General features: G+C 43.2%; 14 protein-coding genes. 3 read left to right on the plus strand and 11 right to left on the minus strand.

Features of this window, described 5'->3' with window-relative positions:
* Positions 1-62: 62 nt before the first annotated feature.
* The 9 genes from pyrD to OCU38_RS06395 form a co-directional block, all read right to left on the minus strand.
* Positions 63-1073 (minus strand): quinone-dependent dihydroorotate dehydrogenase, encoded by a 1011-nt coding sequence (gene pyrD / locus OCU38_RS06355; RefSeq protein WP_261824205.1) that lies wholly within the window; start codon positions 1071-1073, stop codon positions 63-65.
* Positions 1074-1118: 45 nt separating this feature from the next.
* The gene (locus OCU38_RS06360) at positions 1119-5963 is read right to left on the minus strand and encodes an NAD-glutamate dehydrogenase (protein ID WP_261824206.1); all 4845 of its coding nucleotides are present in this window, start codon (positions 5961-5963) and stop codon (positions 1119-1121) included.
* Between the two features lie 342 nt (positions 5964-6305).
* The gene (gene pepN, locus OCU38_RS06365; protein WP_261824207.1) at positions 6306-8909 is read right to left on the minus strand and encodes an aminopeptidase N; all 2604 of its coding nucleotides are present in this window, start codon (positions 8907-8909) and stop codon (positions 6306-6308) included.
* Positions 8910-9158: 249 nt separating this feature from the next.
* Positions 9159-10318 (minus strand): IS3 family transposase gene (locus OCU38_RS06370; protein WP_261824123.1). Its coding sequence is split into 2 segments (ribosomal slippage): positions 9159-10060 and positions 10060-10318, totalling 1161 coding nucleotides; the frame shifts between segments, so codons are not numbered across the junction.
* Positions 10319-10436: 118 nt separating this feature from the next.
* Positions 10437-11228, minus strand: a complete 792-nt coding sequence (locus OCU38_RS06375; protein ID WP_261824208.1) for a hypothetical protein — start codon at positions 11226-11228, stop codon at positions 10437-10439.
* Positions 11229-11638: 410 nt separating this feature from the next.
* Entirely contained in the window at positions 11639-12298 is a 660-nt protein-coding gene (locus OCU38_RS06380) for a hypothetical protein (protein ID WP_261822415.1), read from the minus strand.
* A 169-nt stretch (positions 12299-12467) separates the two neighbouring features.
* Complete coding sequence (gene prc, locus OCU38_RS06385; protein ID WP_261822416.1) at positions 12468-14471, minus strand: carboxy terminal-processing peptidase; 2004 nt, start codon at positions 14469-14471, stop codon at positions 12468-12470.
* A gap of 18 nt (positions 14472-14489) precedes the next feature.
* Positions 14490-15119 (minus strand): RNA chaperone ProQ, encoded by a 630-nt coding sequence (gene proQ / locus OCU38_RS06390; RefSeq protein ID WP_152819898.1) that lies wholly within the window; start codon positions 15117-15119, stop codon positions 14490-14492.
* Positions 15120-15222: 103 nt separating this feature from the next.
* Positions 15223-15693 carry a GAF domain-containing protein gene (locus OCU38_RS06395; protein ID WP_261822417.1) on the minus strand — a complete coding sequence of 157 codons (471 nt, stop codon included), beginning with the start codon at positions 15691-15693 and terminating at the stop codon, positions 15223-15225.
* A gap of 159 nt (positions 15694-15852) precedes the next feature.
* Between OCU38_RS06395 and OCU38_RS06400 the strand changes: the two genes are divergently transcribed.
* From OCU38_RS06400 to rsmF, 3 genes are all read left to right on the plus strand, one after another.
* Positions 15853-17229: a paraquat-inducible protein A gene (locus tag OCU38_RS06400; protein ID WP_261822418.1), complete on the plus strand. Its 1377-nt coding sequence runs from the start codon at positions 15853-15855 to the stop codon at positions 17227-17229.
* Complete coding sequence (locus OCU38_RS06405) at positions 17226-19871, plus strand: MlaD family protein (protein ID WP_261822419.1); 2646 nt, start codon at positions 17226-17228, stop codon at positions 19869-19871. Before OCU38_RS06400 ends, OCU38_RS06405 begins: the two co-directional genes overlap by 4 nt.
* A gap of 123 nt (positions 19872-19994) precedes the next feature.
* Complete coding sequence (rsmF, locus tag OCU38_RS06410) at positions 19995-21425, plus strand: 16S rRNA (cytosine(1407)-C(5))-methyltransferase RsmF (RefSeq protein ID WP_261822420.1); 1431 nt, start codon at positions 19995-19997, stop codon at positions 21423-21425.
* Positions 21426-21598: 173 nt separating this feature from the next.
* On the opposite strand, the gene OCU38_RS06415 is transcribed toward rsmF, so the two are convergent.
* Positions 21599-22435, minus strand: coding sequence for a CvfB family protein (locus OCU38_RS06415; RefSeq protein WP_023404689.1), 837 nt, complete (start codon positions 22433-22435; stop codon positions 21599-21601).
* A 161-nt stretch (positions 22436-22596) separates the two neighbouring features.
* Entirely contained in the window at positions 22597-23457 is an 861-nt protein-coding gene (locus OCU38_RS06420; protein WP_152819893.1) for a putative PEP-binding protein, read from the minus strand.
* Positions 23458-23680: the final 223 nt, after the last annotated feature.

The following is a 23680-nucleotide window of genomic DNA, read 5'->3' on the forward strand; positions in this document are numbered from 1 at the left end:
AAAAAAAAGGGGAAATGATTCCCCTTTTTTTACGCTAAACAATTGGTTTTACTGCAACTTGATTACAGGTTTTTCACGATATCGCGTACTAAGTTTGGTCCATGGAAAATAAAGCCTGAGTAGACTTGAACCAATTTTGCGCCCGCTTGCAGTTTTTCTTTTGCAGACACAAAAGAATCGATACCACCAACGCCGATGATCGGAATATCTTCACCCAGTTCCTGATAAAGCTTCGCAACCACTTCAGTACTGCGCAGTTGCAGAGGACGACCGCTTAAACCGCCGGTTTCTTCTGCATGCTTCATGCCTTCAACAATACTACGATCCAGCGTCGTGTTCGTTGCAATAACACCATCAATAGCGTGTTTACGCAAAGAATCACAAATCTGTACGATTTCATCGTCAGTAAGATCAGGTGCAATTTTTAACGCAAGCGGTACATAGTTACCACGTAACTCATACAGCTCTTTTTGCTTGGCTTTTAAATCACCCAGCAGTGAATCCAGAGCATCGCCGTATTGTAGCGTACGCAGATCCGGAGTATTCGGTGAAGAAATGTTTACCGCAATGTAATCAGCGTACTGATAGACCTTTTCCATACAAATTAGGTAATCGCTGTTACCCTCTTCGATAGGCGTGTCTTTGTTCTTGCCGATGTTAATGCCAAGAATACAATCAAATTTTGCCTTCTTCACATTTTCCACTAAAGCATCTACACCTAGGTTATTGAAACCCATACGGTTGATAATGCCTTCAGCTTCTAGTAGACGGAACATACGAGGTTTATCGTTGCCAGGTTGAGGACGTGGCGTTACCGTCCCTACTTCTACGCAGCCAAAACCCATTGCATCAAATGCTTCAATACATTCCGCATTCTTATCAAGTCCCGCGGCTAAGCCAACAGGGTTTTTAAACGTTAGGCCCATACATTCGACTGGACGATTTGGTAATTTTTGACGATAAAACAGATCTAACGGTGTACCTGTTAATTTAGGTAAATAGTTGATCGCAAGATCGTGCGCCTTTTCGGCGTTGAATTGAAATAAGCCAGTTCTGGCAAGACGGTAGAGCATTGTGCCTCCGATAAAAAAAGCCCCGTGTAAACGGGGCTGTATTATTTACTTTGTTGCTTCACAATTCAAGTTTAAAAGCATTAACTCTCTTAATGCGACAGAAAATTTAGCAAATTCATGCACATTCCCCACTTTGAACTCGTTTAAGGTGTTTTCCCAGCGCTGCAATGCTAACTGGTTATTGTTGATCCAATTATCAATGGTGGTCTCTTCGTTTGCTGGATTATCACCGCAACCGCAGTTGAGCACTTGCACTGTCAGTTGACGCTGTTGCCAGTCAAGATCTTCTCTAAAGGCGGCTCTTGCAAGTGCCTGCCAATTGTTATCCACCACCTTATTATTGATTTGATCTAAGAACCAATGCAGAGATAAGCGATCCCCTAGATAGAAGTACATTTTGGCGGTGCGCTCGATGCTCGTAGCGCATTCCTTAGCGGCCAGAGAAATATCATAGCAGCAGTACAGACTAGACAATCGAGCCAGATAATTGGCCAGTTTTTTATCGACGCCTTGTGCTATCCATTCATCGGCGACCGTTTGATGTTGCAAGACTTCATCCGGCACCAAGAATTGATCTAACTTACTCACAATAACGTCTACGTCGGATCTAAAACGATCCACCAATTCTTTGACACTGCTATTGTGGGAACGATTTCTTAGCATCCAACGAGTGAGACGACGTAATGTACGGCGAATCACAATCATCAGTTGGTATTGCAAGCTAGCGTCAATGCGATTGTCGTGCTCACGAATATTGCTAAACACCTCCGAGAATTTGAATAGCTCTTTGGAAGCCACAAATGCATTGGCGATATCCACCACATTGGCGCCCGTCTCTTCTTGCAGACGAGTCACAAAGTTGCATCCCATTTCATTGACAATATCATTGGCTAATGCAGTGGCAATGATCTCGGTGCGCAGTGGATGTGAGTCCATGCTAGATTTATAGTTACGGCGTAACCTATCAGGAAAGTATTGCACTAACTGTTTGGCGTGATACGCATCTTGGGCAATAGCATCAGTGGCAAGTTGTTCTTTTAACAGCATTTTACCATACGCCACCAGCACAGAGAGCTCTGGTCTTGATAGACCGATACCCTGCTTTTCACGCTCTTGCAGCTGTTCATCGTCAGGAATGTATTCAAGTTGACGGTCAAGATGCCCCGCTTTTTCCATGGTATGGATAAAGCGCATCTGCTCTTTCATCCCCACAATGCCTTGCTCTTCAGTGACAGAAATTGATTCTGACTGACAATAGGCATGATGCAACACAATCTCTGACACGTCCGCTTCCATTGAATCGAGAATTTCATTGCGCTGTTTTAACGTCAGGTCACTGTTTTGCACTAAACCATTAAGCAAAATCTTAATATTAACTTCATTGTCGGAGCTATCCACGCCACCCACATTATCAATAAAGTCGGTATTGACGTATCCGCCATTTAAGGCAAATTCAATACGGCCAAGTTGGGTTAAGCCTAAGTTGCCTCCTTCGCCGACCACTTTCGCTCGCAACTGATTACCATTAATGCGCAAAATGTCGTTGGCGCGATCACCAACATCGGCGTGGCTCTCTTTACTGGATTTCACATAAGTGCCGATGCCACCGTTCCATAACAAGTCAACTTGCATCATCAAAAGATGCTTAATCAAGTCATTGGGCGCTAACACATCAACCTCTATGCCTAGCATAGCTTTGATTTCAGGTGACAGGGTCACAGATTTAGCTTTGCGCGAGAATACGCCGCCACCTTTAGAAATCAATGTCTTATCGTAATCATCCCAACCTGTACGTGGCGTAGTAAACAGACGTTCACGCTCAGCGTAAGAAATCGCAGCATCTGGATTTGGGTCGATAAAGATGTGTAAGTGGTTAAATGCCGCTTGCAGTAAGATGTGCTTGGATAACAACATGCCATTGCCAAATACATCTCCAGCCATGTCCCCCACACCTACAACGGTAAAGTTGGTGGTTTGGCAATTAATGCCCAGCTCTCGGAAATGACGTTTTACCGACTCCCAACCACCTTTGGCAGTTATGCCCATCACTTTATGATCGTAACCATTTGATCCGCCAGAGGCGAACGCATCACCAAGCCAGAAGTTGTATTCTTGAGAAACACTGTTTGCAATATCAGAGAAAGTTGCCGTGCCCTTATCAGCAGCGACTACCAAATAAGAATCGTCTTCATCGTGGCGCACCACATTTGGTGGCGGAACCAACTCGCCTTCGACAATGTTATCGGCGACATCCAATAGCGAACTGATAAACTTGCGATAACAACGCTGACCTTCGGCAAAAATCTCATCTCGACCTGTCATCAAGTGCTGCTTCTTACACACAAAGCCGCCTTTTGCGCCCACAGGCAAAATCACAGTATTTTTCACCTGTTGTGCTTTAACCAAGCCAAGCACTTCGGTGCGAAAATCCTCTTGCCTGTCTGACCAACGTAATCCGCCTCGAGCCACTTTACCGCCGCGAAGATGTACACCTTCTACATCTGGCGCATAAACAAACATTTCAAACTCAGGCACTGGCTTAGGTATTTCAGGAATATTTTTCGGTCTCAGCTTTAACGCCAAACACGGTTTACGTTCCCCTTGCTCGGATAACTGATAGTAGTTGGTGCGTAGCGTTGCGCGAATCATCTCAACATAACGACGCACAATTCTATCGTCATCAAGGCTTTCGACTTTTTCAAGTTGCGCATTGATTTTCTCAACCACTTTCAGTTGCGAAGCTTCATCACCTTGATTACTTGGCAAGAAACGTTTTTCAAATAAGCTCACCAAAAAGTTAGCCAGTTTAGGATGCGCGGCTAACGTATCACCAATGTATTGTTGGCTAAACGGAAAGCCCACTTGACGCATATATTTAGCATAAGCACGTAAAATCGTTGTTTCGACACCGGTTAACCCAGCGCCGAGAATCAATCGGTTGAAACCATCGTTTTCTAACTGACCTTGCCACACACCCGCAAAGGCCTGTTGGAAACGATCGCGCACCTTGTTGAAATCGACAACCGTGTTTCCTTTATGCAACATAGAAAAATCTAAAATCCAATACGTTTGACCGCTTTTGGTTTCCACTTGATACGGCGACTCGCCAATAATGCGCAAATCAAAATTCTCTAGCATAGGCATAACATCAGACAGATGTATCGGTGAGTCTTTATGGTAGAGCTTTAAATGAACGACTTTTGAATCCATCAACTCTTCTTGGGGACGATAGAACAGCATTCCCAAAGGATTCGCTTCATTTAACTGCTGTAAACGTTCAATATCTGCCACAGCCGCATTAGGCAATACCGCTTCTTGATACGAACGAGGAAACGCATCCATATAACCTTTTGCCAGCGGCAATCCTTGGCTTTCACCCAGACTTGATACTATGGCTTGTTTAAGACGATCTCCCCAAGTGGAAGACGCTTCCATTAGATCTTGCTCGATGCTTTTCACGTCATAATCAAGATCTTGATCATCGACTCGAACGATATAATGGGTTCGAGCTAATGGGCTTTCAGAGAAATAGGTGGTGAACTCAACTTCTTGGTCGGTATTAAACGCGCGTTTGAAGATGCGCTGAGTTTGCCGGCGAAGTTCTGTGTTGTAACGCTCTTTAGTCACATACACCATGGCACTAAGAAAACGCCCAAACGGGTCTTTGCGCACAAACAAGCGAATCATATCGCGGTCTTGCATCTGCACCACGCCCATACCGATGTGCAGCAGTTCATCTTCACTGGCTTGCAGCAATTCATCACGGGGATAGGTTTCTAAAATATTGTGCAGCGCTTTAAACGAATACGACCCCGCTAAGAAGCCGCTGCCTTGTAGAATGCGCGCCACTTTATTTCGCACAAGAGGAATACGTTCCACACTTTGGTTATACACAGCCGAGGTATAAAGACCGGTGAATCTATGTTCGCCAATCACATTCCCTTGCTTATCAAAGGTTTTAATACCGATGTAATCATTGTAAGCCGGTCGATGGATTCGAGAAGGACGGTTGCCTTTGGTGAGTATGAGAATGTAAGGCTTAGTCGCTTCTTCGCGCGCCGACTCAGAAAACTGCGCCAGTTTGGTCTCTCGAACACGGCTGGTATCAGAGAACAAACCTAAACCGGGTTCTTCTGTGGGTTGCAATCTAAGCTCATCGTTATCACCAATTAAGCGATACTCTTTGTAACCCATTAAGGTAAAGTTATGATTGCCGAGCCAATTTAAAAACTCCAACGACTCTGCGACATGTTTTTTATCAAGGCCTTTTATTTTTTCAAGCCCCTTCACTTGAGTGACAACTTTTTTAAGCACCTCGCTCATCGGTTGCCAATCACTGACCACCGAATGGGTATCTTTCATCACGCTAGCAATTTCGGCCTGCAATTCATCCATTTGCGATTGACTCGATAAGCGGTCTACCTCAATGTGGAAAACCGATTGCAGCTTGCCTTCTAACTCTTTGTTATTAATATCAAACACTTTGCCGTCTTGCAGGTGCAACTTCGCAGGCCCATGCAACATAATATGGCTAGATAAGCCCATACGTGACAGTGTCATTTTTAGTGAGTCGACAAGGAAAGCCATGTCAGGAACGATGATTTCGACAATGGTGTGCGTTGATTGCCAACCATTGCGACTGAGGGAGGGATTAAACACTTTTACCGATAGTTCGTCCAAGCCCTTCTCTTTTAAATGTTGCCACAAACTCACTACCGCGCCGTATAAATCAGATTCGTTTCGAGAGGCAAGATCGTCATGGGAAATATGACTAAACAAATGTTGTGCCAGTTTAGTCACAACCTGTTGATGGCTAGGATCAACTTTGTCTTTGATCAGTTGATAGACTTTTTCGAGCAAGATAGGGACTAAGGGTTCACGTGCGTTCATAGGGCAAACTCCATCTAATATTTTTTTATTGTTATATAGTTTGTTATCTAGGTAGTACCAGGTATCTGTTTCACTAGGTATAAGCACAAACCGCTGCTTATTGGCGTCATTGTAGGATTTTTATTTCACTTTAGTTACTAAAATTAAACGCTTATCTTTAAAAAAATCAGATGTGTGATGACGCTGTTAATAAACACATCTTTCCCTTGAATATAGAACAAAAAAAGGCTTAGCGTGATGCTAAGCCTTTGGTTTCATAATGATGTTAATAATGTGCGATAGTGCGCAAGAGTTTATCGATGAGTATCGTTCAACTCATACCCTTGTAGCATCTATGCCCTATTACTTTAATGCGGCTTCTACTTTTTCAAATAGATCTTTCGCTAGATCTGGCGTGTCACGCAAAATCTCTAGCTCTTTACGCATCATTGCTTTACGAGTGTCATCGTAACGAGCAAATTTAAGTAACGGGTCAATCAAGCGAGACGCTACTTGCGGGTTACTGCTGTTGAGTTTTTGTAGCATCTCACCGGCAAAACGATAGCCACTGCCATCAATAGCGTGCAAGCCATATGGGTTGGCGAAGAATGCGCCAATCAAGTTACGCACGCGGTTAGGGTTTTGCATGCTGAAGGCACTGTGGTTCATCGACGCTTTAACACCGGCTAGCGCATCAAGACTAGGCTTAGTCCCTTGCAACATAAACCATTTATCCATCACTAAACCGTCATGTGCCCAACGTTCGCTGTACGCATTCATTAACGTTTCACGACAAGCAAGATCACTTTGGTTTGCTGCAGACAGTGCGCCCATAGTGTCGGTCATGTTATCGCTAGCTTCAAACTGTGCTTTGGCTAACTCTTGATGTGCTGGTAGATACGACAAGTAGCTCAAGCAAGTATTGCGCAATGAGCGCTTAGCAATGCTTGGATGTGAAATGTCGTAGCTTTCGCTGCTAAAGGATTGGTAAGTGTTCAACAGTTCACTTTCAAGGCCTGTTGCCAATGCCAGTTTCAACTCAGTTAATGCTTTTGAAATTGCATCAACGTCAATCACATCAAACCAACCACAAACTTCGCTATGAGGTGGTAAAGTTAATGCTTCAGCCACAAATGCGCTATCAAGGCCATTATCAGTTAGTAGTGCTTTAAACGAGTTAAGCACTTCGGCTGACAATTTAATTTCAGTGCCGTTAGTCACCGCCTCTTTAATGTACAGTGACATCAAAGTTTGCCCTGCATCCCAACGAGACACTTCATTAGTTGCGCACTTCATTAGCAAGACTAATTGCTGCTCAGTATATTGATACTCAAGTTTCACAGGAGCGGTAAATTCACGTAACAATGATGGTGTTGGCGCTTCGTCGACTTGTTCAAACACAAAACGTTGTGAATCTTTAGTCACATGCAGCAATGTTGAATGTTCTTTTCCGTCAATGATAGGTGTGATAACGCTACCATCATTGCGGTACAGCTCTACATCAAACGGAATGTGCAGTGCTTGCTTCTCTTGCTGAGTGGCGGTTGGCGCCGTGTGCTGAGCAATATCTAATGTGTAAGTTTTAGCTTGCGCATCATACGAATCAGTCACTGTCACTGTTGGTGTACCTGATTGGCTATACCACAATTTGAATTGGCTTAAGTCAACGCCGGATGCATCTTGCATTGCCGCCACAAAGTCATCACACGTTGCTGCTGTGCCGTCATGACGTTCAAAGTACAACTTAATGCCCGCTTGGAACGCTTGCTCGCCTAGAAGTGTGTGAATCATGCGAATCACTTCACTGCCTTTTTCGTACACAGTTAACGTGTAGAAGTTGTTCATCTCAATCACTTTTTCAGGGCGAATAGGATGAGACATTGGGCTTGCATCTTCGGCAAACTGCGGACCACGAATAATGCGAACGTGGTTGATGCGGTTTACAGAGCGAGAGCCTAGATCACTAGAGAATTCTTGATCTCTAAATACAGTAAGCCCTTCTTTTAGGCTTAACTGGAACCAATCGCGACAAGTTACGCGGTTACCTGTCCAGTTATGGAAGTATTCGTGACCAATCACCGCTTCAATACCAAGGTAATCACGGTCAGTGGCAGTAGATTGATCCGCCAGTACAAATTTAGAGTTAAAGACATTTAGGCCTTTGTTTTCCATTGCACCCATGTTGAAGAAATCAACCGCTACAATCATGTAGATATCAAGATCGTATTCAAGACCAAAGCGCTCTTCGTCCCATTTCATTGAGTTTTTAAGGCTTAGCATCGCGTGATGTGCGCGTTCAACATTGCCTTTATCAACGAAAATCTCAAGAGCGACTTCACGACCAGAACACGTCGTAAAGGTATCGGTCAGTTGATCAAAATCACCAGCAACCAATGCAAACAAGTAGCTTGGTTTTGGATGCGGATCTTGCCATTTAACCCAATGACGACCGTTTTCAAGATCGCCCTGCGCCACTTTGTTACCGTTACTTAGTAAGAAAGGAAACTCTTGTTTGTCAGCTTCAATCGTTGTGGTGTATTTAGCCAGAACGTCAGGTCTATCTAGGAAGTAAGTAATGCGTCTAAAGCCTTCTGCCTCACACTGAGTACAAAATGCTCCATCAGACAAATACAAACCTTCCAACGCAGTATTCGCTGAAGGATCCACTTGTGTGGTAATTGTCAGTTCAAAGGATTGTGGCAGATTTGAAATAGTCAAACCTTCATCGGTACGTACATAGTCAGACCAAGCATTGCCATCGACTAATACCGCTTGTAATGAAAGTTGCTCACCGACTAATGCAAGTTCAGTTGCACCTTGGTTGGCAGTCACTTGCGAGGTTGCTGTCACCAAAGTTTCGGTGTTGTGCAATTTAAACAGCAAGTCAAGCGTGCTGATAGTATGAGAAGGCGCTGTGTAATCTTTACGATATTTGGCTACAGGCTGAACAGAAGCTGTATCTTGCATTCGTACTTCCTTTGAATTGGGATTCTTAATGGCTTAGATTCTATTTTTATCAGCATAATTACAAGTATTCTGATGCGGTATTCACAAATCTCTGACACAAAGATTTACATTTGATGTATTTATCTTCGATCTTTAGCCGAAATGGCGCTAATTTGCGGTTAAAAAACCATTAACCATACTGTTAGTAATGACATTGAAAAAGGCACTGGGCGGCAAGCCATTGCGCGTTCCTGTTGCTTTATGTAGTGGTCAACAAATACCGGACACTATTTTAAGCCGATTTTCGGCAGTAACCGGCGAAACCCCATCATTTGCTTGATGTGGCCGCTGTCGATTGTAATAGTTCATCAGGTAATAGCTGATGTCTTTTTGGGCTTGGTTTTGGTTCATGTAACCAGTTGCCGGAATCCATTCTGTTTTCAGGCTTCTAAATAACCTTTCCATCGGCGCATTGTCCCAACAGTTTCCACGTCGGCTCATGCTTTGAGCCATTCGATATCGCCAGAGTCTTTGACGGAACTTGCGACTCCCGTATTGAACCCCTTGATCTGAGTGGAACATAACACCATCTGGTCGCCCTCGCTGTTCCCAAGCCATATCTAAAGCTTTAGTTGTTAGAGCCGAATCGGGTTTGTTGGATAGAGCCCAGCCAACAACTCGACGGCTATAAAGGTCTAGAACAACTGCCAAATATACCCATCTTGAGCCTGACCAAATATAAGTAATATCACCACACCAAACTTGATTTGGAATGGTTACCGAGAATTCTCTTTTCAACAAATTCGGGATGTCTGGACGTTCTGTTTTAGCCGATTTATATCGATGGGAGCCGGGTTGTTTACTTGCTAAACAGGCCTCATGCATTAACTTCCGTACTTTAAATCGGCCAATTTTGATGCCTTCTGAGCGAAGCATAGACACAATCGTGCGACTTCCAGCAGAGCCACGACTAATGTTAAAAAGCTCTCTTATCCTGCTAGCAAGCCGAACACGATTAGCATCGGGTTTACGCTGTTTAAACTCGTAATAGCAAGATGTAGCTACATCAAAAAGCTCACACAACAACTTGACTGATTCATGCTCCCTTAAGTGATCAATCAACGAGAGCGTTCGAGCTCGTCCGACATTAAGAGAGCTGTGGCCTTTTTTAATATCGACTTTTCCCTCTCAAGTCGATTAATCCGGGCTTCTAATTCTTGGATTTTTATCTGCTCCGAAGTAAGCGCTTTGGCCGTTGGGGTAATACCACCTCGCTCGATCTTAAGCTGTTCGATCCAGCGCCGTAAAACTGTTTCACCAACATCCATTGAGCGTGCTGCTTCGGGAACAGAGTAACCTTGATCAAGAACCAAGCATGCTGCATCCATTTTGAACTCAGAAGAAAATGTACGTCGTTGTCGTTTTGTCATTGAACACCTCATTAATTGTGGTGACTTTATCACCTAATTGGGTGTCCGGGATCATTAAACCACTACAGTCATTGACCGAGGTTAGTATGGGCTTGAAGCTACTAAAAAATCTTTCGGTCTATCTATCGCAGACATACCAATTATCAGGATAATCCCAGATAGTGCTCTCCTTAAAACCTGATGCTGTCCATCCATCGCCTCCTAAGTGGGCAACATGGACTTTGATTTTTTTATCGGTGAAACCCTCGACAAACCCTGTATATTTTCCTTGATAACTATACTTCGCGTTTTGGCAAATTCTTAGACCACGAGTTGAAAGCATTTGAATTCTATCTGCTTCTTTGCGCTGTTGTTCACGTAACGTTTGTTGCTTTTTCGCAATTTTTAGGGCTTCGAGAGCAGTTTGACGTTGCTTTTCAGCTGTCTCAATTTCAGCAGCAGTTTCAAAGCCATTACTTTTTGCGAGAGCAATCCACTTACTATCGTTTGTGTCTGTATCGTTTATGGGGGCAATAACCTCTGCATAAGAAGAAGTGCCAGTTGAGCACCGCATGTTACTGTGAGCTATATCCATTTTAAAGAGAGGGATGTCCGAATTGGATTTTACGCACCATTGACCACGTAATTCACCACCTTTGTTTTGACACAGCTCCTTTAAGTCATCTTTAAGGCTGTAAAGGGCCGCTTCTGATACTGCACACCATGACTTTTGATATTTACGGAAATTATTTCCGTCATCTCGACCGCCAACGAAAGCTAATGGGTTAAGTAAACCTTTTTCAGAAGCTGCTTGGTACTGTTCAACATAATCAATAGGGTCAGTAACGGAAGCATTAGGCATAGAAGCAAACTGATTTACACAGCCTGTGAGTGCTAGAGGCAAGGTTGTAAGAAAAAGTAATTTATTCACTATGCATTCCTTGATATGAACGATTAAAACACTTGTAACATAACATGTTGTTTAATACTAAAACTATAACGTAAATAGAAAAGTCAAAATGTTAAACTTTTCGTGTTAGCAATATTAAACAGCTTTGATTCCTTACTTACCGCTCTTCGGAGGAACTGGCTACATTCAGCCCCTACTATTAGAAAATGTTGGTTATTATAAATTTGCTTAATTTACGAAGAGTATATGATCTAACACGCAAAGGGCATAAATGAGTTTGCCAACACACCCTGTTTAGAAATAACAACTACAAACTTTAAACCTAAGCCCCTTTAGTAATAGCACCACCAAAGCGCAATATAAATACTATTACACTAGCGTAACGAGTGATGATGATTCAGAACAAACAACAATCGACAGGCCAACTTTAATTAACGCACCCTTGCCAGCTCAGCATACATATCTGTACCCGCCCCTGACAACGTTAAGATGTCATCTTGCAGATTGTAACTGGATTGGGTTTCGCCGTTTTCGTAGAGCAACACAATATGCTCGTCTTCAATATAATAAATGCCCCGCTTTATAGACTCTTGACCGCCAATACCACTGGAGCGTGACATAAACACAAAATCCGGCTGTAAGATCAGATCAAGCTTTTGTACATTACTGGCAAGCAGATCGTCTCCCGCTAACATTTGACTCGACCATACACCCGCTAATGGGCTAGATAACGCTTTGTGAAAAGTAATGCCATTTAAATTAAGTCGGTTGTGAGTAGTCTGATAGGCGTACACCTGTGGCGTGGGCGTATCTAAGCCTAAAATGATGGTATCACTACTGGCGTTATACGTGCCTTGCCAATGCTCTACGGTATAATCGCGCTTTTGAATATCAATAGAAAAGGAATAATTAGACCCTAGACGCAAACGAATCGCTAAAAAATCATCTTGGTTTGAATCAGGTTCGTTATTGGAGATGTACCACTCGCCAAGGATAAACGGATAATCAAAACTGGCTTCTGGATTGTTATCGGCGCTGACTTTAAAAGGCAGCAACGCCATCATTAGTAATACCAACAAAAATTTTTTCATCACTATCCCCAAATTGCGTCCACTTATTAAGCGTAGAGCGACTTAGGGAAATATGCGAAAAATTTGACTTAACTCACACTATTTTTATAACGAACAAAATCGACAGACATAAAAAAAGTGGCTTAAAGCCACTTTTTAATTTTAGGTTATATCAGGCGTTAAACAGCGCTTAATTTGCAGTGTCCGACAGCATGTCCACCATGATAGCGACTGACTCATCAAGATACACATCCGGCGCTTTATAGTCTTTTGGAATATCGTCTAAAGACTTAAAGGTTTTTTCGCCAAGCGATTTTTGGCGAGTATTAATTCGCTGTAAACGCTCTTGGTCTCGTTTATCCGATTCTTGCTGACGTGTCTTCATGTTTAAAGACAGTTCATTAGAATCTTTCTCTTCTTTATAACGAGCGATGTCTTCTTTAATGAAACCAAACTCAATGTCTTTTTGCACACGTTGTTCATGTTGCGCAGTCAACTGCTTAACAAGAGCTGTGTCATCAGTCATTGTGTTGTATTTAGCCGGCTCAATACTGTCCCATGGCAACGCATTGTCTTCAACGCTCTCGCCCGTTTCAGCAGGATCAATCGGTGTTGGATATTGAATATCTGGGATCACACCTTTGTTTTGAGTACTGCCACCGTCAATTCGATAGAATTTCTGGATAGTGTATTGCACATACCCTAATTCATTGTCGAACAAATCGTAGATATGATTTAACGAGCGGTGTTGCTGCACTGTACCTTTACCAAAGGAATTCTCACCAAGAATGATCGCTCGGCCGTAATCTTGCATAGCAGCGGCAAAGATTTCAGAGGCAGATGCACTGTAGCGGTTAATCAGTACCGTCATCGGGCCGTCATAACTGATCAGATTATCGTTATCAGAATTCACATTAATGCGACCGTAACTGTCACGTACTTGCACCACTGGGCCACTAGTAATAAATAGGCCAGATAGCGCGGTTGCTTCGGTTAACGCACCGCCACCGTTGTTACGCAGATCAACAATGATGCCATCCACGTTTTTGGCTTTAAGCTCTGTAATCAGCTTATCGGTATCTTTAGATAAACCAACATAGAAGCTAGGCACTTCAAGTACACCAAACTTTTTGCCGTCTTTTTCAATCACTTCAGATTTAACTGCGCGATCTTCTAAGCGAACTTTGTCACGAACAATAGTGACTTCACGGCTTTTCGCATCTTTACCTTCAGGCAAAATCTGCAAAATGACTTTGGTGCCTTTTGGACCTTTGATCAGCTCAACGACGTCATCTAAACGCCAACCGATCACATCAACAATCTCTTTGCCTTCTTGACCTACGCCAATAATGCGATCGCCATCGTTCAACTCTTTACTTTTTGCAGCAGGTCCACCAGCGACAAGTGAGCGAATCACCGTATAGTCGTCGGTCATTTGCAACACAGCGCCAATCCCTTCTAAAGAAAGGTTCATTTCCGCTTGGAATGAGTCGGCATTACGAGGAGATAGATAACTAGTATGCGGGTCTACTTGGCGAGCGAAGGCGTTCATATACAGCTGAAAAACATCTTCACTGTGAGATTGAGAGATTCGTTTCATGGCGTTGTTATAACGCTTAGTCAGTATCTCTTTGATCTCAGGCCATTTTTTATCTGTCAGAGCTAAGTTTAACGCATCGTATTTAACGCGCTTGCGCCACAGATCGTTAATTTCTTTTTCATCAACAGGCCAAGCTTCTTTGCTGCGGTCTAACTCTATCGATTCATCCACATCAAACTTAATTTCGTGGTCGAGTAAAGAAAGCGCGTAGCGATAACGTTCAAAGCGTTTACGCATTGCAATGTTATAAAGCTCAAAAGCAATGGTGTTATCACCAGCAACGAGTGCTTCATCAAGCTGAGTGCGCTCTGTTTTGAAACCGTCGACTTCTGATTGAGTAAAGAGATTGCGACTAAAATCTAGCATATTGAGATATCGATCAAATATCTCGGCTGAGAATTGGTCATCAAGCTTAAATTGCTTGTAGTGAGAACGAGTAAAACGAGAAGTGACTCGTTTTGCAGCCGTTTGGTGTTGAAGCTCTGGGGTGAGAACCGGTAAATCTTTTACCGATAGGTTTGCTTCAACAGCCTGTGCAGACGCAGCTAGCATAACGCTAGCTGCAATCAGCGTAATCTTTGAACGCATTTTCATTCGCAGGATAAGCTCCTTTTAGGCGCGAAGATGCTCCGCCTTAACGACCATTTGTAGGCCATTATTGAGTTGCACTCGCACATCATCCTTGTTGACTTCAACGATGGTCGCAGCCATGTTGCCTTTACCCATATTCACATTTACATTATTACCAACAGTGATTTCATCGCTGTTCAATGTACGTGTTTCAACTGGGGCTTTCTTAGCTTGCTCAACTCGTGGTTTAGGTTTACGAGCTGGTGCGGCTTTTTTAGCTTGAGCACGTTTTGCTTTTTGCTCTTCACGAGCTTTATCAGCTTGCTCTTTTCTGCGAGCTGCTACGCGAGCTTTGCTTTCAGCAAGAGCTTGTTGCGCATGATCCACATGTTCTTGTTCTAGTACGCCACAGTCGTTGCCATCTAGGTCAACACGTACCGCACCAGTTTTGACGCCATGAAGGTAACGCCAAGAAGAAGTGTATTGTCTTAGCGCTGCTCTAAGTTGAGTCTTGCTCACTTTCGCATCTTCACTTAAACGTTCTGCTAAATCTTGAAAAATACCAATTTTCAGAGGTTTAGCTTCGCCTTCTAAAGTAAAGCACTTAGGGAAGCATTCAGCAATGTACGCAATCACTTCTTTGCTGGTTTTTAATTTTTCGGTGTTTTCCATGCGGGTTCCTGATTAAACGCGACTTTGTGCGCGAGATTCTCAATAATATTCTGCGCTATTATAAAGAGATGCCAAGTAAAAACCACACCCGAGTGTTATTTTACTAAGAGTTAATTGCTTTATTGAGCAATTTTTCGACCATATCCATCAATAAAACTAGCCCTTGCTCATCAATTTCACTAAATCGACCGTGTTTAGGGCTGTCGATGTCTAATACGCCATACACCTCACCATTGATTGAAAACGGAATAACAATCTCGGAATTACTGGCTGCATCACAGGCAATATGACCTTCAAATGCGTGTACATCTTCAATGCGCTGTACTGTATTGGTTGCAGCTGCGGTGCCACATACCCCTTTACCCCAATTAATTCGAATGCAGGCTGGGTTGCCTTGGAATGGGCCTAAAACCAACTGATCGTTTTCTTTAAGATAAAAGCCTACCCAATTAATATCGGACAATTCCATATTAAGTACAGCGCTGATGTTCGCAAGATTCGCAATTATATTTGTTTCATCGCCAATTAACGCTTCAACCTGTTGTATAACCCTTTGGTAGTCTTTAATATTCACTTAATCACCTATTTTGAAATTGTAACCAAACCTTTGTATACGCTTCTCTGTTGAATTCAAAGTTCGATATTGCGTATATACTGCAAACTGTAACTCATAAATCGTTGAATCTAAACTGACTATGACAATAAACATTCAAAGTAAGTTACTAAAATCGCAATGAGCTCTTCTAAGCATTCACCGCTAAGCCAGGATGAACACTATTCAAGTTCGCAGCTAAGAGTTTGCCAAGGTTGTGGCATCACGGTAGCGGCGCCCCCGATTGCGGATAATCAAAATGCCTATTGTCCACGTTGCGATACGCAACTTTATCGTGGGCACCGTCACACCTGCTCGGGAGATGTGGCACTCGCCATTGTCGGCTTAATGCTATTTATTCCCGTGGTTTTCTTCCCATTCTTATCAATACGTTTATTCGGTGAGCACATTGACGCCACCTTATTACAAGGTGTGGTACTGCTAGTAGATGAAGGGTTTACCTTTGTTGGCTTATTAGTGCTGTTTTGTAGCTTTTTAGTACCCATAACGCTGTGCGTGAGCGTTATCACCGCCAATCTTGCCCTCAAATGGCAACATTATTCGTTAATGCGCTGGAGCATGTTCGGGGTTTATCATTTAAAACACTGGATGATGATTGATGTTTATATCGTCAGTATTGCTATTTGCTGCTTTAAACTCACCGATTATAGCGACCTTATCTTTGGCTTATCGCTACCGGTTTTAGGTGTGTTACAACTGGTGTGTCTTGCCATAGTGATACGGGTGAGCCCACGAAAGTATTGGCAAAGCTTTGATCAGACCTTAGCGGTTGAGCGCCCTAGTCTGCCAAAACTGCAAATGGGTCAGATAAACCGCCATTTGCAAGATTGCCCGCAGTGTCACCTAGTACAGCAAACATCACAAGCACAACAAACGAGCCAACGCTGTATTCGCTGTCATCAACCCATTACCTTTAATGAAAGTCAATCGCTACAGGCGACTTGGGCATTTCTTATTGTGGCTACCATCGCCTTAATCCCAGCTAACGTGGTGCCTATTTCGATACTTTTTGCCAATGGCGCAAGAATCGAGGACACCATTTTTTCTGGCGTCATTTCACTGATTAACAACGACATGCTGGTGATTGCCATCATAATTTTCGTCGCCAGTATCGTAGTGCCCGTGGCTAAGATATTGGGAATTTTATATTTACTTTTATGTATCCATTTCAAACGCACTGTTTTTCATCGACAACGTATGATGCTGTTTTACATCGTTAAATGGATAGGAAAATGGTCAATGGTCGACCTTTTTGTGATGTCTATTATGCTTACACTAGTGGATCGCGGACAAATATTGAACTTTACCCCAGGTTATGGCGCAGTAGCCTTTGGTGTTGTCGTCATCTTTACCATGCTAGCAACCGATGCATTAAATCCAAAATTGATATGGAAAAACCATAACGTTACAAACCTTGGCGATAAAAGCCCTAGCGATAAAAAAACTAGCGATAGCCACTCAACTCAATCTAATTCAACTGGTGATACTTTTTCATGACCGAGCCAACCCACTCTTCGTTGCCGTCTCCTAAAGTTAAGCGTTCAACGGGACTCTCACCGCTTTGGGCGCTGCCCATCATTGCCTTACTATTGGGCGGATGGCTAATGTACAAAAGCATTAGCGAATCAGGGCAACATATCCGTATTCACTTTTCTAACGCGCAAGGCTTAATTGCCGGACGCACCACACTGCGCTTCCAAGGCTTAGAAGTGGGCATGGTCAGAAAACTGGAATTAGCGCCAAATTTGGACGGCATTTATGTTGATGCCGAGCTCTACCCCAATGCTAAGCAACTGTTAGGTGAAGACACCAAGTTTTGGCTAGTAAAACCTACTGCTAGTCTTTCCGGTGTTTCCGGGTTAGATGCGTTAGTTTCGGGCAATTATATCGCTATACAAAGCGCCACCACTGGATTTAATAAAGTGCCGCTCTCTTACAACGCTCTGCCAAAAGCGCCACAAGATTTACACAGCGGCAATATAGAAGGTTTGCGACTGACTTTACGCAGTAAAGATTTAGGCTCGGTCAATGTCGGTTCAAAAATCTTATTTAGAAAAATCCCAATTGGTGAGATCTACAGTTTTAACCTTGATCAAGAAGGCAAGTCTGTCATTTTACGTGCGCTGATTGATGAAGAGTATGAACACATAATTACCAGCGAAAGCCGCTTTTGGAATGTCTCTGGCATTAATGCCAAAGTGGGTTTTGATGGCGTTGATGTTAGCGTCGAGAGTTTAGCTGCCCTTATTGGCGGAGGCATAGCGGTCGATTCTCCTGCTCGCGGACACAAAGTGGATTCGGATACTGAATTTAGACTCTATCCAGATCTTGCCACCGCAGGACGAGGTATTCCTATCTCAATCACTCTACCCGATGACAACAATATCAACCCGTCAGGTGCGCCGTTGATTTATCGCGGCATTGAAATTGGTCAAATCACTAACATCAGATTAAGCAAAGACCGCGCCGATATCGTAGCGCAAGCCACTATAGAGCCGGCCTATCACGATCTTTTAAATTCCGGCTCACAGTTTTTGTTAGAAGAAGCCTCCCTTTCCCTTAGCGGCATCGACAACCTAGGCAACTTTGTCACCGGCAACTTTCTCACCCTGTTACCCGGTGAAGGTGAAGCCTCTCGCTCTTTTAAAGCCGTTAAACAAGATGAATTGAACGTGCAAGACAGCAGTAATGTAGCGCTGTCTTTAATGGCAAAACACAGTTTCGGTCTCAATAGTGGCTCTGCCGTGCTATACCGAGGCATTCAAGTGGGGCACGTTACGTCGTCACAACTGCAAAAGGAAGGCGTTAAAATTAATGTCCTAATTGAAGCCAAATATCGAGATTTGATTCGATCTAAAAACCGATTTTACTTTTCAAGTGGCGTTTCAGCGAGTTTGGACGCAGGCGCGTTAAATGTGGATATTCCACCTATCCAACACTTACTAGCTGGCAGTATTAGCTTTATTCAAGATGGCAAGCCATCAATTAATTCTAGCTACGCCCTGTATGACAATGAATCGTTAGCCCAGTTGGCACTTGATAGCGCATCGGGTCATCAAATCCTATCCCTTATTTCAAGTGAACTGCCTTCGGTTAACGTTGGAAGCCCAGTGTTCTATCGCAACTTGGTTGTTGGGCAAGTGCTCGATTATGAACTTGGACATTCGGGCATGGAAGTATCGATTAAACTGGATAGCCAATATCGGCATTTAATTAAAGCCGATACCGTATTTTGGAACCATTCAGGGGTTGATATAAAAGCAGGGTTAACCGGAGTCTCAGTAAAAGCCGCGCCATTAACACGACTAATACAAGGCGGCATCGCCTTTGATAGCATCGCGGGCGTAGAAAATAAACTCAGTCATCACTACAAACTCTACCCTGATCAGGATGCAGCGCGTCACTTCGGTAAAATCATTCGCCTAAACGCCACTGAAAACTCATCCATCACTACAGGCAGTAAAATCAAATATCAAGGCGTCGATGTGGGTGAAGTGACCGTGGTTTCACCTCTTTTTGAGAAACAAGGCGTGGAAGTGCTGGCCCGTATTTACCCAAAATATGTGGATAAAGTGGCGGTTAAAGGCTCTACCTTTTGGGTAGTGAGCCCGGAAGTGAGCTTGTCTGGGGTGAAGAATTTAGCCAGCGCTTTAATACCAAGTATCGAAGTGAACCCTGCCCGCAACAAACAGCGACAAGACAACTTTACCCTCTATCAGCAAAAACCCGGTAAACAAACGGTTCGTTTTTATCTACAAAGTAAAGTCAAAGGCTCTATTGCGCCAAACACTCCGATTTTATATCGCGAAATTCCAGTGGGATTGGTCAGTGATGTTCGCCTTGGCGATTTGGCCGACCGGGTGATCATCAGCATAGATATTGATAAAGATTATGCGTATTTGATTCGAGAAAACTCACTATTTTGGAATGTCTCAGGTTTAGATATTTCTGTCGGGCTTAGCGGCGCAAAAGTAAAAGCAGGTACGGTAGAAAGCTTATTAAAAGGCGGCATTGCATTTTCGACTCCCGAAGCCTCGTCTTTGTCGGCTATTGCCAAGCCTGAACGCTCATTTTATCTATACGCAACCGCAGAGCCTGAATGGTTAGAATGGCGCACTGTCATTCCTAAACCGCACTAGCACTGGATTGACTGCGCTCAACTCAAGCAATATAAAGCGTTAAAGGCCACTCTTTAACGCTTTCATCCCACCGTCAGCATTGCTACACTTCCCTTGCTCGCTCCCCTCAACAGGAATTCCACCTTGCATCAGAACGTATATATCCCAGATGAGTTTATTGAACTTATCGCGCAACAAATGCCTAGTCACCTTAAGTTAGACGAACTGCTTGAGGCTTGCAGACGCCCTTTAAAGCGCAGTATTCGAGTGAATACCTTAAAAATATCGGTTGAAGAATTTACACAACAAGCCACTGAAATGGGTTGGACACTGACACCGGTTCCTTGGTGTGCTGAGGGTTTTTGGTTAGATGATGTGGATGAGTCTTGCACCTCATTGGGTAACACCAGTCAGCATCTTGCTGGGTTATTTTACATTCAAGAAGCCAGTTCAATGATGCCTGTTACCGCCTTATTTGAGCAACTTGACGTCAACGATGAATTTCGCGTACTAGATATGGCGGCCGCTCCTGGTTCGAAAACCACACAAATTGCTAGCCATATTGGCAAAGATGGCTTAGTGATTGCCAACGAGTTTTCCGCTAGCCGAGTAAAGATTTTATTTGGAAACCTGATGCGTTGCGGCGTCGGCAACATGGCGATGACCAACTTTGATGCTCGCGTGTTTGGCTCTTGGCTTCCAGAAACCTTTGATGCAATTTTACTGGATGCTCCGTGCTCAGGCGAAGGCTCATTAAGAAAAGACGCAGATGCAATGAAAAACTGGAGTATATCCTCGGTTGAAGAAATTGCCAGCACCCAAAAAGATCTGATAGAAAGTGCCTTTCACGCGCTAAAACCTAACGGAACCTTGGTCTATTCAACTTGTACTTTAAACCTGCAAGAAAACCAACAAGTGGTGCAACATTTATTAGACACCTTTGCCGATTGCATTGAAGTAGAGCCATTACAACAGTTATTTGATGAAGCTGAGCGCTCTGCTACTGAAGAGGGTTATCTGCACGTTTACCCGCAAGTTTATGATTGCGAAGGCTTCTTTATCGCCCGATTTAAAAAGACAGCTTCAGTGACTGCGCCTGCCGTTAAAAAACGCTTGGGTAAGTTTCCTTTCCAATTGTTATCAACAAAAGAATGTGACGCCGTAACCAAATCGTTATCCACCACACTAGGCATTACTATCCCAGCCAGTTTTTCACTTTGGCAACGTGATAACGAAGTGTGGCTATTTCCAAAATTAATTGAACCCTTGTTAGGTCAAATGCGTTTTCAACGTATTGGCATTAAACTTGCCGAAGCACATAAGAAAGGCTATCGCTGGCAACATCAAGGCGTAGTCGCCATGAGTGAGCACAACGAAACAAACGCTATCGATTTAACGTTGGAAGAAGCACGTGAATGGTATATGGGTCGAGACATTCGTCCATTACAAAGCGGTGGCAAAGGCGAAATCTTAGTGCGTTATGACAATGTCACGATAGGTTTAGGCAAATGGGTTGGCAATAGAGTTAAAAATGGATTACCACGAGAAATGGTAAGAGATAATAATCTTTTCTAATTCAAACAGATGCTATCTATTAATACCGAGTGCGGCTTTGCGTTATGGCAAGACGCGCTCGGTGTACTAAACTTAGTGGAATAACGCGATTAGCGCAGGCTCTAAAGAAGAGCCATTCCCCTAAGCCTAGGTGAGGATAACCTAGGCTATTTTTTTGCTTTTAATAAACACGCTTATTTAACGCGGTGAATACCGTCAGCTTCAATGGTGATATGCCCTGCTTTGTACAGACCACCAATGGTTTTCTTAAACGTGCCTTTACTGGTGCGGAACACTTTAAAGATAGCGTCAGGTGTCGACTTATCATTTAGCGGCAAGAAACCGTCTTTCTTATCCAGCAGGTCTAAAATCTTCTCACTAAGATCATCCATCTTAGCCACGCCAATCTTTTGTAGTGATAAATCAATTTTACCGTCTTCACGCACTTGTTTGATGTAACCTTTTAGGCGCTTACCAATAAACAGCTTACCAATCACATCAGAGCTAAAGATCATGCCCCAATGCTCACCGTTAATAATCGCTTTGTAACCTAAGTCACTTCGCTCGGCGATAAGCAGTTCAACTTGTTGATTAGATTTATAATGTTGCGGCGTCTTATCTAACCATTTGTTGAACTTAGTGGTACCTACGATACGGCCACTGGCATTGTCCGTGTAAACGTACACTAAGATAGTTTGGCCTTCATTGAAACGGGCACGCTGTTCGCTGTAAGGGATCAATAGATCTTTTTTCTCAATTCCCCAGTTTACGAATGCGCCAGTGCTGTTGATGCTAGTGATTTCCATCAAACCCCACTCGCCCACTTGTGCAATTGGTTTTTCGCGGGTAGCGCACAATGCGTTATCTGAATCAAAGTACAGGAATACGTTAATAGATTGACCAACTTCAGGCTCGTCACTGAGTTGTTTTTTAGGAAGTAGCACACTCCCATAATCAAATGCGTCTAGAAAAACGCCAAAATCAGTGATTTGGGTAATTGTAAGTGCGTTAAGTTGGCCAATTTTTATCATTTTTTTACTCGTATTAGTCGATATCGCGACGATTGTATTGCCTTAGTTACACAATACAAAGCCTTTTCTGGACTTTATTGATAGAACGTAGCTAACACTATGGGCAATGATTTGCTCACACAAATCATTGACACATGTTAAACCCGTTCGACGCTCAGTAATTAATCGACGTTAATAATGTCGCATTGAGGGTATTCAAGTAAAAACTCTTGTAGCTTAGTATTTTCTGCAAGCGCTTCAGTCAGCACAATAGAAGATTTACGCGCTGCATTAGCTTGGGTTAATACTTGAGCTAGCAGTCCTAGCACAGCTTCATTTTGTACATTGTAGCCAGTAGATACTGCTTCATTATTGCGATCAATACCCAAAGTCAACTGAGTTAGAGAAGCCAAATCCACACACACGCCATCAAAGTATTTCAGCAAACGTTCAGAAAGAAGTACCGCTGATGGTGTATCCGCGCCAAACAGCACTTTTAAGCCGTTTAATCCACGAGGAAGACCTTGCTCTGCTAATCGGTCGATAACCTTAGCCGCATCGCTTAGACTGCGTACAAACGGTACTACGACTTCTACGTTAATCTCTTTTTCACGCAGCGCTTTGATAAACTGACATTCCAAAGCAAAACTTGGCTTGTAAAAATCCGAGGCATAACGAGAAACGCCACGCGCACCTAACATAGGGTTGGTTTCACACTCTTCTAAACTGCCCGCAATAAGCGCCGAGAAAGAACTGCTGTCACAGTTGCTCAGTTGTACGCGAACACGTTTGTATTGAGCCAGTTCAAGTTCAGTTGCCGTTTCATTAAGCACTTCTTGATAAAACTCAGTCAGATCTTGTCCATTGACTACAGCATCCAATGCCATTTGATCAGCATCACTTAGCGTTAAGTCACTACCAATCAGTGCAGGGTGAAAAAACATTCGTTCTTGAATGACATCACCGATTGACAGTAATACGTGCTCAGCACCCTCATTGCGTTGTTGCAGCGAGTTGCCCAAAAGTAATTCCGAATTTGGCATTTGCGTCCTACCTAGACTCTAGTTGTTATTAAAATCAAAATACCACCACCGATTAATGTTTCAAATAGCCAATTGATAAAATCTGCCAAGAAAATGATCGATTCGAGCTCTATCCGCTTATCTAGTGTGCAAAAAGGTAAACAACCCTGTTTTAAGAACAAATAATGAACAGTTATTTAGCAATGGTAGTTAATTTTATTGATTTTAAACGTTGAAGTTTATT

This window comes from Vibrio neonatus (assembly GCF_024346975.1).
Classification (GTDB): Bacteria; Pseudomonadota; Gammaproteobacteria; order Enterobacterales; family Vibrionaceae; genus Vibrio; species Vibrio neonatus.

Bases quoted from the DNA above. Each gene is read 5' to 3' on its own strand.
- pyrD (WP_261824205.1), bottom strand. From the start codon at position 1,073: ATGCTCTACCGTCTTGCCAGAACTGGCTTATTTCAATTCAACGCCGAA.
- OCU38_RS06360 (WP_261824206.1), bottom strand. From the start codon at position 5,963: ATGAACGCACGTGAACCCTTAGTCCCTATCTTGCTCGAAAAAGTCTAT.
- pepN (WP_261824207.1), bottom strand. From the start codon at position 8,909: ATGCAAGATACAGCTTCTGTTCAGCCTGTAGCCAAATATCGTAAAGAT.
- OCU38_RS06380 (WP_261822415.1), bottom strand. From the start codon at position 12,298: ATGAAAAAATTTTTGTTGGTATTACTAATGATGGCGTTGCTGCCTTTT.
- prc (WP_261822416.1), bottom strand. From the start codon at position 14,471: ATGAAAATGCGTTCAAAGATTACGCTGATTGCAGCTAGCGTTATGCTA.
- proQ (WP_152819898.1), bottom strand. From the start codon at position 15,119: ATGGAAAACACCGAAAAATTAAAAACCAGCAAAGAAGTGATTGCGTAC.
- OCU38_RS06400 (WP_261822418.1), top strand. From the start codon at position 15,853: ATGAGCTCTTCTAAGCATTCACCGCTAAGCCAGGATGAACACTATTCA.
- OCU38_RS06405 (WP_261822419.1), top strand. From the start codon at position 17,226: ATGACCGAGCCAACCCACTCTTCGTTGCCGTCTCCTAAAGTTAAGCGT.
- OCU38_RS06415 (WP_023404689.1), bottom strand. From the start codon at position 22,435: ATGATAAAAATTGGCCAACTTAACGCACTTACAATTACCCAAATCACT.
- OCU38_RS06420 (WP_152819893.1), bottom strand. From the start codon at position 23,457: ATGCCAAATTCGGAATTACTTTTGGGCAACTCGCTGCAACAACGCAAT.